This window comes from Streptomyces sp. NBC_01384, assembly GCF_045040035.1.
GTDB lineage: Bacteria > Actinomycetota > Actinomycetes > Streptomycetales > Streptomycetaceae > Streptomyces.
Map to the genome: position 1 here is coordinate 2,086,105 of NZ_CP109559.1, position 12,273 is coordinate 2,098,377.

11 protein-coding genes are annotated in these 12,273 nt (G+C 71.8%); 5 read left to right on the plus strand and 6 right to left on the minus strand.

Features of this window, described 5'->3' with window-relative positions; all coding sequences use genetic code 11:
• Nucleotides 1-91: 91 nt before the first annotated feature.
• The gene (locus tag OG747_RS09295) at nt 92-1,144 is read left to right on the plus strand and encodes a phosphatase PAP2 family protein (RefSeq protein ID WP_405878803.1); all 1,053 of its coding nucleotides are present in this window, start codon (nt 92-94) and stop codon (nt 1,142-1,144) included.
• Nucleotides 1,145-1,262: 118 nt separating this feature from the next.
• On the opposite strand, the gene OG747_RS09300 is transcribed toward OG747_RS09295, so the two are convergent.
• Complete coding sequence (locus OG747_RS09300) at nt 1,263-1,478, minus strand: I78 family peptidase inhibitor (RefSeq protein ID WP_405878804.1); 216 nt, start codon at nt 1,476-1,478, stop codon at nt 1,263-1,265.
• A 416-nt stretch (nt 1,479-1,894) separates the two neighbouring features.
• On the opposite strand from OG747_RS09300, the gene ctaD reads away from it, so the two are divergent.
• Nucleotides 1,895-3,598, plus strand: coding sequence for a cytochrome c oxidase subunit I (gene ctaD, locus OG747_RS09305; protein WP_405878805.1), 1,704 nt, complete (start codon nt 1,895-1,897; stop codon nt 3,596-3,598).
• On the opposite strand, the gene OG747_RS09310 is transcribed toward ctaD, so the two are convergent.
• The 3 genes from OG747_RS09310 to OG747_RS09320 all read right to left on the minus strand — a co-directional run bounded on the left by OG747_RS09310 (nt 3,480) and on the right by OG747_RS09320 (nt 6,467).
• Nucleotides 3,480-4,517, minus strand: coding sequence for a helix-turn-helix transcriptional regulator (locus OG747_RS09310; protein ID WP_405878806.1), 1,038 nt, complete (start codon nt 4,515-4,517; stop codon nt 3,480-3,482). The two genes, ctaD and OG747_RS09310, sit on opposite strands and share 119 nt — an antisense overlap.
• A 96-nt stretch (nt 4,518-4,613) precedes the next feature.
• Entirely contained in the window at nt 4,614-5,885 is a 1,272-nt protein-coding gene (locus OG747_RS09315) for an ABC transporter substrate-binding protein (RefSeq protein WP_405878807.1), read from the minus strand.
• A 39-nt stretch (nt 5,886-5,924) separates the two neighbouring features.
• A complete protein-coding gene (locus OG747_RS09320; protein ID WP_405878808.1) occupies nt 5,925-6,467 on the minus strand; it encodes a hypothetical protein in 543 nt (180 codons plus the stop codon).
• 135 nt (nt 6,468-6,602) lie between these two features.
• Between OG747_RS09320 and OG747_RS09325 the strand changes: the two genes are divergently transcribed.
• From OG747_RS09325 to OG747_RS09335, 3 genes are read left to right on the plus strand one after another with little or no spacing between them, the layout of a single operon-like run.
• Nucleotides 6,603-7,085, plus strand: coding sequence for a hypothetical protein (locus OG747_RS09325; protein WP_405878809.1), 483 nt, complete (start codon nt 6,603-6,605; stop codon nt 7,083-7,085).
• Nucleotides 7,085-9,805 (plus strand): ABC transporter permease subunit, encoded by a 2,721-nt coding sequence (locus OG747_RS09330; protein ID WP_405878810.1) that lies wholly within the window; start codon nt 7,085-7,087, stop codon nt 9,803-9,805. The genes OG747_RS09325 and OG747_RS09330 overlap by 1 nt, the downstream gene beginning before the upstream one ends.
• Nucleotides 9,802-10,464, plus strand: coding sequence for an ATP-binding cassette domain-containing protein (locus OG747_RS09335; RefSeq protein WP_405878811.1), 663 nt, complete (start codon nt 9,802-9,804; stop codon nt 10,462-10,464). The genes OG747_RS09330 and OG747_RS09335 overlap by 4 nt, the downstream gene beginning before the upstream one ends.
• On the opposite strand, the gene OG747_RS09340 is transcribed toward OG747_RS09335, so the two are convergent.
• Both OG747_RS09340 and OG747_RS09345 read right to left on the minus strand, forming a co-directional pair.
• Complete coding sequence (locus tag OG747_RS09340; protein ID WP_405885489.1) at nt 10,448-11,005, minus strand: transglycosylase family protein; 558 nt, start codon at nt 11,003-11,005, stop codon at nt 10,448-10,450. The two genes, OG747_RS09335 and OG747_RS09340, sit on opposite strands and share 17 nt — an antisense overlap.
• 168 nt (nt 11,006-11,173) lie before the next feature.
• The gene (locus OG747_RS09345) at nt 11,174-11,857 is read right to left on the minus strand and encodes a transglycosylase family protein (protein WP_405878812.1); all 684 of its coding nucleotides are present in this window, start codon (nt 11,855-11,857) and stop codon (nt 11,174-11,176) included.
• Nucleotides 11,858-12,273 lie beyond the last annotated feature (416 nt).

The window sequence follows — 12,273 nt, forward strand, 5'->3', positions numbered from 1 at the left end:
CACCACCCTGAGAGGAATCCCACATCACATCGTCATCACAAACCGAGTGATTCGGCCTGGAACGCAGCTCACTCGCTGTAACGTCGATTGAGTGCGTACCGAACGAAACCTCACCCGTCTGGACCGGGTCTTCGCCCGGTTGGACCGTGAGCCGGAACGGTCGGCCCACATCGATGTGCCGAAGATGAGCCGGCACAGGGTTGTGCTCTTCGGAGCCACCCTGGCCTTCTACGTGGCCATCGTGTGGGCCGTGGCGATCACGTCATGGCTGGTCCGGTTCGACTGGCAGGTCATGTTCTTCCGGCCCTACCAGCAGTGGCCGGAGATCCACGCGTTCCTGGACTACTACGTGGTGCTCGGCCAGCGCGGCCCCACCGCCGTGATGGTCGCCGCCTGGCTGGGCTGGCGCTCCTGGCGGCAGCACACCCTGCGCCCGCTGCTCACGCTGGGCGCCTCGCTGCTGCTGCTGAACATCACGGTCGGTGCCGCCAAGCTCGGCATGGGCCGCCTCGGACCGCACTACGCCATCACGATCGGCTCGAACGAGATGGGTCTTGGCGGCGATATATTTCCTTCGGGCCACACCGCGAACGCCGTCGTGACCTGGGGCATCCTGGCCTATCTGGCCTCGACCCCGCGGGCCAGGCGCTGGCTGTCCGCCCTGTCCGCCGTGACCTCGCTCGGCGTCGGGCTCACCACCGTCTACCTCGGTACGCACTGGCTGAGCGACGTGCTGCTGGGCTGGGCCGCAGGTCTGCTGATCCTGCTGGCGCTGCCGTGGTGCGAGCCGCTGATCGCCCGTGCCGAGGTCGGGCTGTTCACCCTGCGTGACGCCTGGCGCGCCCGTCGCGGCCGTACGGCGCCCACCCCGGTCGACGCCCCGGCCAACGTTCCGGTGAGTTCCCCGCTCGGCGCGCCCGTCCTGGTCAGGCAGTCCGCCGACGCGGACGACGAGGTGCCCGCCCGCGAGACCGTGACCGCCGCCCGTCCGCCCCGACCGCCCGTCTACCTGGCCCCGGGGCCGCACACGGCCCGTTCGGAGCGCACTCCGGTCACCCCGGTCGGCAGCCGCCGCCCGCCGCACTCGGACCGCGTGGCGCGCACCACCACCTCGACCTCGGCCCGGCCCGTGGCGGGCAGCTGAGGCGCGAACGCGCGAACGGCGCGACCATGGAGAACAGCGGGGCCGGTACGCACAACCTCCCCGCACGACGAAGGCCCCCGGCTCCTGACGATCCGGGGGCCTTCGTGTCGGCCTTGGTTCAACCCTTCCAGCAGCGGGTCACCCGGCCGCCGGTGACCTCGAAGTTCAGCCGTCCCGTGCGGTACTCCATGGTGATGATCGTGCCGGGCGGAAGCGAGCGCACCGTGGACCAGCCTCGCTCCCGGGCGCGGCGCTCGGCGCTCCTCGCCTCCAGTCCGACATAGGCCTGCGGGCTGTCCTCGGGCTCTGCGGGAGGGGTGGGAATGGGTGCCATGACCGCCACGTTAAGGGGCCGACCGGGGCCGGGGAAGCCCGAACCGGCATCCCTGTGCCGCCCGCCCCCCTCCGGTCACGCTTCTGTCACGGGATCACGACACGCGTTTCGGCCGAACTCCGTCACACGTACGAGGGGTTCCGTACGTGTCCCGCACGCCTTCGAACGTTATTCGGGACTACCTTGACGCAGTCCCGAATAACCCAATGGAAAGACGCGAAGACCCCCGCGGAGACTCAGCGGGGCGAAGCTTTTCCATTCCGAATCCGGGGCGTGTCGCGGAAGCCGACACCGCATGGGAAATGCACGGTTCCAGCACAGAACCCCCGCAAGTCCTCTGTCGGAGCACAAGACGACGCGAGCATCATGGCGTGAGCTTCAGGCGGGCCCACGGCGCGACGGCGAAGGGGCGAGCAATGGGCACGGACACCGCGCAGGCGACTACGCGCCCTGTACACGGGACGCGAGGCGGGAGGCGGCCGGGGCGGCTGGTCGTGGACTGGCTCACCACCACGGACCACAAGAAGATCGGCCACCTGTATCTGATCACGTCTTTCGCGTTCTTCCTGGTCGGCGGCCTGATGGCGCTGCTGATGCGCGCCGAACTCGCCCGGCCCGGCCTGCAGATCATGGACAATATCCAGTACAACCAGCTGTTCACGCTGCACGGCACGATCATGCTGCTGTTGTTCGCGACCCCGACCTTCGCCGGATTCGCCAACGAGATCATGCCGCTGCAGATCGGCTCCCCGGACGTCGCCTTCCCCCGCCTGAACATGCTGTCGTACTGGTTCTTCCTCTTCGGCGGCCTGATCGTCCTCGGCTCGCTCGCGGTGCCCACGGGCCCGGCCGCCTACGGCTGGTTCGCCTACGCCCCGCTCAACAGCCTGGAGCGCTCGCCGGGCGTCGGCCCCGACATGTGGATCATGGGGCTCGCGCTGGCCGGCTTCGGCACGATCCTCGGCGCGGTGAACTTCATTACGACCATCGTCGGGATGCGCGCCCCCGGCATGACGATGTTCCGGCTGCCGATCTTCAGCTGGAACATCCTCTTCACCTCGATCCTCGTCCTCTTCGCGTTCCCGGTGCTCGCGGCGGCACTGCTGGTCCTGGAGGCGGACCGGCGCTTCGGATCGGTGGTGTTCGACGCGGCAGGCGGCGGCGCGCTGCTGTGGCAGCACCTGTTCTGGTTCTTCGGGCATCCCGAGGTCTACATCATCGCGTTGCCGTTCTTCGGGATCATCACGGAGATCCTGCCGGTCTTCAGCCGGAAGCCGATCTTCGGCTATCTGACGCTGGTCGCGGCGACGATGGCCATCACCGGTCTGTCGGTCGTCGTGTGGGCGCACCACATGTTCGCGACGGGCGCGGTGCTGCTGCCGTACTTCTCCTTCATGTCGTTCCTGATCGCGGTGCCCACGGGGGTGAAGTTCTTCAACTGGAGCGGGACGATGCTCAACGGCTCGCTCTCCTTCGAGACGCCCATGCTGTGGGCCGTCGGATTCCTGGTGACGTTCCTGTTCGGCGGTCTGACCGGGGTGATCCTGGCCTCGCCGCCGATGGACTTCCACGTCACCGACTCGTACTTCGTGGTCGCGCACTTCCACTACGTCGTCTTCGGCACCGTCGCCTTCGCGACCTTCGGCGGCTTCTACTTCTGGTGGCCCAAGTTCACCGGCAAGCTGCTCGACGAACGCATCGGCAAGATCCACTTCTGGACACTTTTCGTCGGCTTCCAAACGACGTTCCTGGTGCAGCACTGGCTGGGCGCCGAGGGCATGCCGCGCCGGTACGCGGACTATCTGGCCTCCGACGGCTTCACGGCGCTCAACACTGTCTCGACGATCGGCGCCTTCCTGCTGGGCATCTCGACGCTGCCGTTCCTGTACAACGTCTGGAGGACATCCAGGTACGGCACGAAGGTCGAGGTCGACGACCCCTGGGGCTTCGGCCGCTCCCTGGAGTGGGCGACCTCCTGTCCGCCGCCCCGGCACAACTTCGTCACGCTGCCCCGGATCCGCTCCGAGTCCCCGGCGTTCGACCTGCACCATCCCCTGTACGGGGCGCTCGCTCCGCAGCCCGCTCCAGAGCCCGGGACAGCCGGTCCCGGGCCGTCCTGATCGCCTCGGTGAACCCGTCCGGCTCCAGCACTTCGAACTCGAAGCCCATCAGCATCACGTGAATCACCATCACGTCGAGGCTCGCGGCCCCGGTGCGCAGAATGCAGCTGTCCTCCCCGGAGGCTTCCAGCGTCCCCGCCGAGGGCGAGATCCGCTCGGCCGCCTCCGCCAGGGGCACGAAGAGCCGGACGACGGCCTGGGAGGCGTACGCACGCGTGGAGACGCCCTTGGAGACGTACGCCGCCAGATCCTCGGCCGGTGGCGTACGGGGGGTGAAGCGCGGTCCGTGCGGCGGCGTGGGCGTGATGCGGTCCACCCGGAAGGTGCGCCAGTCCTCGCGGTCGACGTCCCAGGCGACGAGGTACCAGCGGCGCTCGGTGCACACCAGGCGGTGCGGTTCGACGGTCCGGCGGGTCGGGGCGCCGCCGTGGTCACGGTATGCGAAGCGCAGCCGCTCGAAGTCGCGGCAGGCGACCGCGAGTTCGGTGAGCACGCCCGGGTCCACGGCGGAGGGCTGGGGGCCGCGCAGCATCGGCACGGTGAACGCGTTGAGGGCGCCGACGCGGCGGCGCAGCCGGTTCGGCAGCACCTGTTCGAGCTTGGCGAGGGCGCGTACGGAGGTCTCGCCGATGCCCTCGACGCCCTGCCCGGCGGCGGTGCGCAGCCCGACCGCGACGGCGACCGCCTCGTCGTCGTCCAGCAGCAGCGGCGGCAGCTCGGCCCCCGCGCCGAGCTGATAGCCGCCGCCCGTGCCCGGGCTGGCGTTGACCGGATAGCCCAGCTCGCGCAGCCGGTCCACATCGCGGCGGACCGTGCGGGGCGTCACGCCCAGGCGGTCCGCCAGGTCGGCCCCGGACCATTCGCGGTGGGCCTGCAGCAGCGAGAGCAGCCGCAGCAGTCGTGCCGATGTCTCCAACATGCCTGCGAGTCTGCCAGCGCCTGCGGACAGCCGCTGTCCGCGAGTACACCGAGGACGGCCCTCTTGTCGGCGATGTCGACGGACAGCCACAGCGCATCAGGGCTCGTACGACAGCTGCGGCACGTCGAAGCAGTCGCTGTTCATGTCGCCCTGGGAGACCCAGCCCTTGCCGTCCTTCCAGCGGGCCACCGAGACGCACGTCCGGCGGGTCCTCGGGGGCGCGGGCAGATGCTCGGAGGAGACGGGGATCAGCAGGCCGCCGGCGGTGTACGGCGCGCCGTGGTTCATGAAGCGGTCGACGCACGCGCGCGTGACGCCCGTTTCCGCCCCCGCGCAGGACTTCGCCGCGTCCGTGAACCACATGGCGGCCGCCCAGCCCTCCAGCTGCCACTGAGAATGCGTCGGCAGGCCCTTGGTGGCGTCCCGGAACGCGCGGACGGCCCTCTGGGACGTGTCCTCGAAATTACGGCTGGATCCGGTCGCCCACAGGGCGTTGCGGCAGCGCGGGGCGTCCTTGTAGTCCTCGGGGACGGTCGACGTCCAGTTCTGCACGTTGGTGACCTTGGCGATGACCTTCGCGCCGACGTCGTCCATCGCCTTGCACAGCTGGGCGTTGCCGTGCGTGTCGAGAGCGTCGAAGACGAGGTCGGCTCCCTGGTCCTTCAGATCGGCCGCGGCGGCACGGAAGTTGGGCAGCGCGAAGTCGACCTGTTCGGTGACCACCTGGTAGCCCTCGGCCTTCAGGCCCCGGGTGACGAGCCGGGCGTACGCGGCCGACGCGGACTGGTTGTAGGAGACCACGGCGGCCGTGCGGGCGCCCTGGACGCGCTTGAAGTAGCGGTAGACCTCGGTGCCGCCGTACAGCTTCCCGCCCCAGCCCGGCGTCCCGTCGCGGGGCGCGAGGCTGCCGTAGATCCCGTAGAGGTGGGGATAGGTGTCGTACGCCGCCCCGATGGGCTGGCCGCCGATGTCGGGAACGCCCGCGTCGGACACGCGGGAGGCGCCCGCGTAGTCGAGGGCGGTGGTGGCGACGAGGGCGACGACCTTGTCCTCGTCGATCAGCCTGTGCACGCACTCGTTGTCGCCGACGCCGCTGCCGCCGTCGTCGCAGAGGCGCACCTCGACCGGGCGGCCGCCGATGCCGCCGCGCGCGTCGAGGCGGTCGAAGTAGGCCTTGGCCCCGTCGCGCGGCCCGGTGAAGGCGGAGCCGCCGACGGGGCTGGTGGCGCTGGTGATGATGCCGACGCGGAGCGGGGCGGTGCTCTGCGGCGCGGGTGTGGACCGGTGCTCGAAGTCGCTCTCGGGGAGCCGGCTGCCGCAGGCCGTGCTCAGGACAAGTGCCGCGCCCAGGACGAGCGGCAGGCCCACGGCGAGGACTCCCCTGGGGTACCTGGGGTGCACGGCGGGTCAGCAGCCGGCCGGGGTCGTCGATCCGTCGCCGCTCAGCGCCACCAGCGCGCAGAGGGTGCTGTCGGAGACCTTCCAGGTGCCGCCCTGGTCGACGGCCGTCCCGGCGGCGTTCGGCAGGGCGGTCGCGCCCTTCAGGGTCAACGCGTACGTCACCTCCGCCTCGGTCGGCGAGGTGAACACGACCTTCTGGACCTGGGCCGCGACCTGCCGGCCGCGCTTGTCCCCGCTGAAGCCCTGCACGACGGCGGTCATCCTGTCGCCGTTCTCCAGGTAGTTCAGCTTGTCCTTGACGGGGACGGACGGGGAGAAGAACTTCTCCCAGTTCTGCTTGACCTGCTTCTCGGCCGCCGCCGGATCGGCCGGGCCGGTCGGGCTGGGCGGCGCGCTGCTGGACTGCTCCACGGAGGGGGTGGGCACAGGAGTCGAACTCCCGCCGCCGGTGCTGTCGCTGCACGCCGTGAGGGCCGCGGCGAGGACGAGCACGGCCACCGCCGCCACCCCCTGGCCGTTGCCCCGCCTGAGGTCGCTCCCGAGAACCATCCTGGCTCACCACCGGGTGTCGGTCCGGGCCGAGCGCGCCCGGAGCTTTCAGGGTCAGCTTCCAGAAGGCATAGTGCAAGTCCATTGGCGGACTTGGAAGACAGACAGACAGACACACGACGTCTGGGAGCCCGGATGCGGACATCTCGACCGCGGAGCGTGCATCTGCATCCCGCCCTGTGGGCCGGGTGGGCCGCGCTCGCCGCCGGAGCGGTGCTGTGCGTCATCGGCTGGTACGGCATCTCGGGCGAGCGGTACGCGGAACGGCAGTTGCCGTACCTCGCGTCCTGCACGGTGCCCGGGGCCGCGCTGATCATCGCGGGCGCGGTGCTGCTCGCACACGGCAGGAACGCGTCGGCGGCGGCGCGCGTCGAGGAGTTGTACGGGCTGCTCGTGGCGGCCGAGCCCGCCGACGCGGACGAGTCCGGGCAGGCCGCCGTGGCGCCGGTCGCCGTCAGCGGGGACCTTCTGATGGTGCCCGGCGGCACGCTCCGGCACCGCGCGGACTGCCCGCTGGTCGCGGGGAAGCCGACGGCCGTGCCGGTGGACTCGCGGGTCCTGACGAGCGGGGAGTTGGGCCCGTGCCCGATCTGTGAGCCACCCGGCGCGGAGCGCTGATGAGTTCCCTGACGTACGACCTCACGCTGGCCGGGCTCTCGGTCGGCGGCGCGGCGGCGCTCACCGGGATCGGACTGGTCGTCACCCACCGGGCGACCGGGGTGCTCAACTTCGCGCACGGCGCGATCGCGATGGTGTGCGCGTATCTGCTGCGGCAGTTCACGGTCGAGTGGGACTGGCCGCTCGCGCTCGGCGCCGCGGTGACGCTGCTGGTGGTGGCTCCGGCGATCGGCATGGCCCTGGAACGCTTCGTGTTCCGACCCCTGTCCGTCCTGGGCAGCGACCCGGCACAGACGCTGGTCGCGTCCCTCGGGGTCTTCGTGCTGCTGGTCGGCGGGGCCGCGCTGGTGTGGGGCACCGGGGCGCGCGCGGACGCGCCGACGCTGGTGTCGGCGGATCCGTGGGGGCAGCTGGCGGTGGCGGTCGTCCTGGCGGTCGGGGTCGGAGCGGTGACGCGCTGGACCCGCTTCGGCACGGAACTGCGGGCCGTCGTCGACGACCGCGCGCTCGCCGTGCTCGGCGGTATCGACGCGGACCGGGTGGCCGCGGCGGGCTGGGCGTTCGGCTCCTTCACGGCGGGCCTGACGGGCGTCCTCCTGGCGCCCTACGTACGACTCGACCCGTACGGTATGCCGCTGCTCGTCATGGAGGTGATGGCGGTGGCCGTCGCCGCCCGGATGCGCAGCCTCCCGGTGGCCGTCGTGGTGGCGCTGGGCCTCGGCGTCGCGCAGAGCCAGCTGACGCGGCTGCATCCGGCGGGCTGGGCGGAGCCGCTGCTCCAGGCGGTGGGCGCGAACCTGTTCGTGGTGGCCCTGTTGATCGCGGCGCTCGTGCTGCCGGGGATCGGTGACCGGGACGCGCTGCCGCGCACGACGACGGCCCCGGTGGCGACACCGCCGGGCGCGTGGATCGTGGCGGGCGTCCTGTTCCTGCTGCCGCTGGGCCTCGCGGGCTCGGACCTGCATACGTCGGTGCAGGTGCCGGCGCTGAGTGTGGTGCTGTTGTCGTTGGTCGTCGTGACCGGCCGCGGCGGTCAGATCTCCCTCGGGCAGGCGGCGTACGCGGGTCTGGGCGCCCTCTTCACCGCGCTGCTGGCGGCGGGCCGCTTCCCGGGCCTGCCCCGCCTGCCGGAACTGGCCGCGCTGGCGGTGGCGGTGGTCCTGGTCGCCCCGCTCGGCGTGCTGACCGGCTGGCCGGCGATCAGCCGCCACGGACTGGCGCTGGCCCTGGCGACCTTCGCGGTGGGCGTGGGCGTCAGCCGCTTCGTCTTCACACAGCCGTACGCGACCTCGGGTCTGTCGCTGGACCGCCCGACGGGCTTCGACGGCGACCGCGCGTACTACGTGCTCGAACTGGGGCTGTTGGCCGCCGCGTTGCTGACGGCGAGTGCGCTGCGCCGGGGCCGTACGGGCCGGGCCCTGGCCGCGATGCGCGACCACGAGTCGGGGGCGTCGGCGGCGGGCGTGCGGGTCCCTTCGCTGAAGCTGGCGGCCTTCGTGGCGGGCGCCGCGCTGGCCGCGCTGGGCGGCGGGATGCTCGGCATGGGCCTGCGCGCCTTCGACGCGACCGCGTACGACCCGGTGCGCGGGCTGCTGTGGTTCGCGGCGGTCGTGGTCCTGGGCGCCGACAGCGTGCTGGGTGCGCCGGCCGCCGCGGCGCTGCTGGTGGGGCTCGACGCGGGGGCGCGTGGCGGGGTGGCGGCGGCGCTGATCGGGGTGCTCGCGGTCTTCGTCGGGCGCTTTCCCGGGGGCCCGTTCGAGGCGCTGCGCACGGCCGCTTCCCGGCTGCGGTCGCGCCCCGAGGTCGCCCTTACGCCGTTGGGGGCGCGGGTACGGGAGCGACTGCGGCCGGGGAGGGCCGGGGTGCGTGTCCCGGCGGACGACACCACGGCCGCGCGGCCCACCCCCGTCCCGGCCCCGCGCCCCGTCCTGGCCCCGTGTGACGTCCTGGCCCCGTGTGACGTCCCCGCCCCCACACCGCGGCGCGCCTTCGCCGGGCCCCGCCGTGCGCGCCCGCCGCTGGCCTCCACGGCCCCCCAGCCCCTGTACGCCCGCCACCTGCACGTCGGCTACGGCGGCTTCGCGGCGCTCGGCGGTGTCGACCTGGAGCTCCGGCCCGGGCGCGTCACCGCTGTCGTGGGGCCCAACGGCGCCGGCAAGAGCACGCTCTTCCACTGCCTGGCCGGAACCGTGCGCCCGTCGCACGGCCGGGTGCTGCTCGGCGAGCGGGACATCACCCGGCTGGCCGCGCACGACCGCACCCGGCTCGGCATCGCGCGGACCTTTCAGCAGCTATCGGTTTTCCCCTCGTTGACCGTGGCGGAAAATGTTCGGGTGGGGGCGGAGCACGGCCGGGTCGCCGATCCCGCGGCCCTGGAGCGGGCGTTGCGGCTGTTCGGGCTCGACGGGCCGGTGCGGGCGCTGCCCGCCGCGGGACTGCCGACCGGGACGCTCAGACGCGTCGAGCTGGCCCGGGCGCTCGCCGGGAGCCCGCACATACTGCTGCTCGACGAACCCGCCGCGGGCCTGGACACCGCCGAAGTGACCGCGCTGGCCCGCGTGCTGCGGGCGCTCGCCGCGGACGGTACGGCCCTGCTGGTCGTCGAGCACGACCTCGATCTGGTCGCCGACCTGGCCGACGTCGTCCATGTCATGGCCGCCGGACGCGTCGTCACCTCCGGCCCCGCCGACCGCGTACTGGAGACGAGGCCCGGCGGATGAGCATCTCCCTGCGCCACGCGCGCGTGCGCTACGGCCCCCTGGAGGCCCTGCACGGCGTGACGCTGGTCGCGCCCGGCCCCGGCCTCACGGTGCTGCTCGGCCGCAACGGCTCGGGCCGTACGACCGTGCTGCGCGCCCTCGCCGGAACCGTGCCGCTGTCCGGCGGCACCGTCGTCTGGGACGGTGCGGACGTGACCCGGCTGCCCGCCCACGAACGCGCCCGGCGCGGGCTGTGCCTCGTCCCCGAACGCCGCGCGGTCTTCGGGGCGCTCACGGTCCGCGAGAACCTGGCACTGGCCGCGGCCGACTTCGCTCCCGCCCTCGCCGCCTACCCGCAGTTGGCGCCCCTCCTCCCGCGCCGCGCCGGCACCCTCTCCGGCGGCGAGCAGCGCATGCTCGCCCTCTCCCGGGCCCTGCTGGCACGCGCGCGCGTGGTGCTCGTCGACGAACCCTCGCAGGGCATGTCACCGCCGGTCGCGGCCCGTACGTACGAACTCCTGAGCGGTCTCGACGCGTGCGTGGTGGTCGCCGAGCAGCGGCTGCCGCCCGATCTGCGGGAGCGGGCGGGCCGGGCGACGTACGTCCATGAACTGCGCCGCGGCGCGGTCGCGTTCAGCGGAGAGGCGACCGAAGCGCACCGCCCTAGGCTTTCGGGATGACGAGCGGCATGCCCGGATTCAGCCGGTTCGGATTCGCTCCGACCATCTGCTTGTTGGCCTTGTAGAGCGCCTTCCAGCCACCCGCGATCCGGTATCGGCGGGCGATCGACCAGAGCGTCTCACCGGCCTTCACCACATGACTACGGCCCTGGAGCTTGTACCTCTTGGAACAGACGGGCCAGGCCGCCCACCCCTGGACTGCCACCACCGCCTCGGCGACCCTGATCTGCTCCTTGCGCGAGGCGAGGTCCGCGCGCGAGGCGTAGGCCAGGCCGCCGAACTCCTTCCAGGTGGGCTGCCTGAACTGCAGCCCTCCGTAGGAGCCGTTCCCGGTGTTCACGTGCCAGCGCCCGCCGCTTTCGCACTCGGCGAGACAGCCCCAGGGCCACTGGCTCTGCGCACAGTTGTACGACACCCGCCCCGTCTGCGGGCCGCGGAACGGGGACGGTGAGGCGGCGGCCGCCCTCGCGGGAACGAGGGCGGCCAGGGCGGCGACGATTGCGGCCGCGTACCGCATGCCCTTGCTCGACAGAGGCGGCATCGTCGACAAGGACGTCATGGGCGTCATGGGCATGGTCGGCGGCGTCGGTTCGAGGTGCATCGGGTCACGCTAAGCAGCACACCGCTCCCGGTCGGCCCGCCGCGCCCAGGACCCCACCCGGTCGGCGGACCGAGCGGGGCCCGTGCCCGGGACCGGGGGGAGCGGGGCTCAGAGGTCGAGCCGCTGCCCGGGCACGATCAGGTCGGGATCACCACCGATGACCGCCCGGTTGGCGGCGTAGATCTTCCGCCAGGTGGTTCCGTGCCGCTCCGCGATGCCGCTCAGGGTGTCGCCGCCGCGGACGGTGTAGTCGCCGCGGGAGGCGGCGCGGTTCGTGTGGCCGGACTCGCGCGTCGGGGCCTTCGCCGGGGCCGCCTTGGTCGTCGTCTTCGCGGGAGCCGACTTGGATGTCGACTTGGATGTCGACTTCGTGGTGGCCGACCCTCCGGACGCCGCGGCGCCCGAGGACGCGGGCGCGCTTCCGTACGCCCCGGCCCGCGCCGAACAGATGGGCCAGGCGCCCCATCCCTGTGCGTTCTGGACCTTGGCGGCAATGGCTATCTGGGCGGCCTTGGAGGCCTTGTCGGCGGTCGACGCGTAGGCCGTGCCGCCGTACGCCTGCCAGGTGCCGGCGGAGAACTGCAGTCCTCCGTAGTAGCCGTTGCCGGTGTTGATGTGCCAGTTCTCGCCGCTCTCGCACTTGGCGATGCGGTCCCACACTCCACTGTCGGCCGCGGCGGCGTTGCCGGTCGCGGCGAGCAGTCCGAGCGGGGCCAGCAGGGCCGCCCCGGCGAGGACCGCCGTCGTACGCGTCGTACGAACCTTACGAGTGTTATCGGCACATGCGGACATGTAGTTCCCTCTCGAAACACCCGGGGTCCCCCTAGGCGGGGCGCGACTCCCTGCGCGTACGGCGCGGTCGTCGTGCTCCGCCCCGTCCGCCGGAGGTGGTGCTGCGAACCGTTGTGCGGTTCGGCCGGCGGACGTGTCCCGAGCGGTGCTCGTTGCACACGGCCGAGAAATCTAGGGAGCTCGTCGCCCGATATCAACCAACTCCTTGTCATTCGAGGTCAGTTCGTGGTTACCGCGAGTATCGGCGATTTTCGGCCACCCACTTCATTGCCTGATATCAGGATTTATCGACCAGTCGCTCTCCCGATCTGTGACCCGCTTCACCGGTTCAACTTCCCTGAACCCCCAAGAAGTTGGCTTGGAGTAACAGATTCCGCACGTGATCTCACCCTGTGCGCTGGATGGTTCGATTCCGT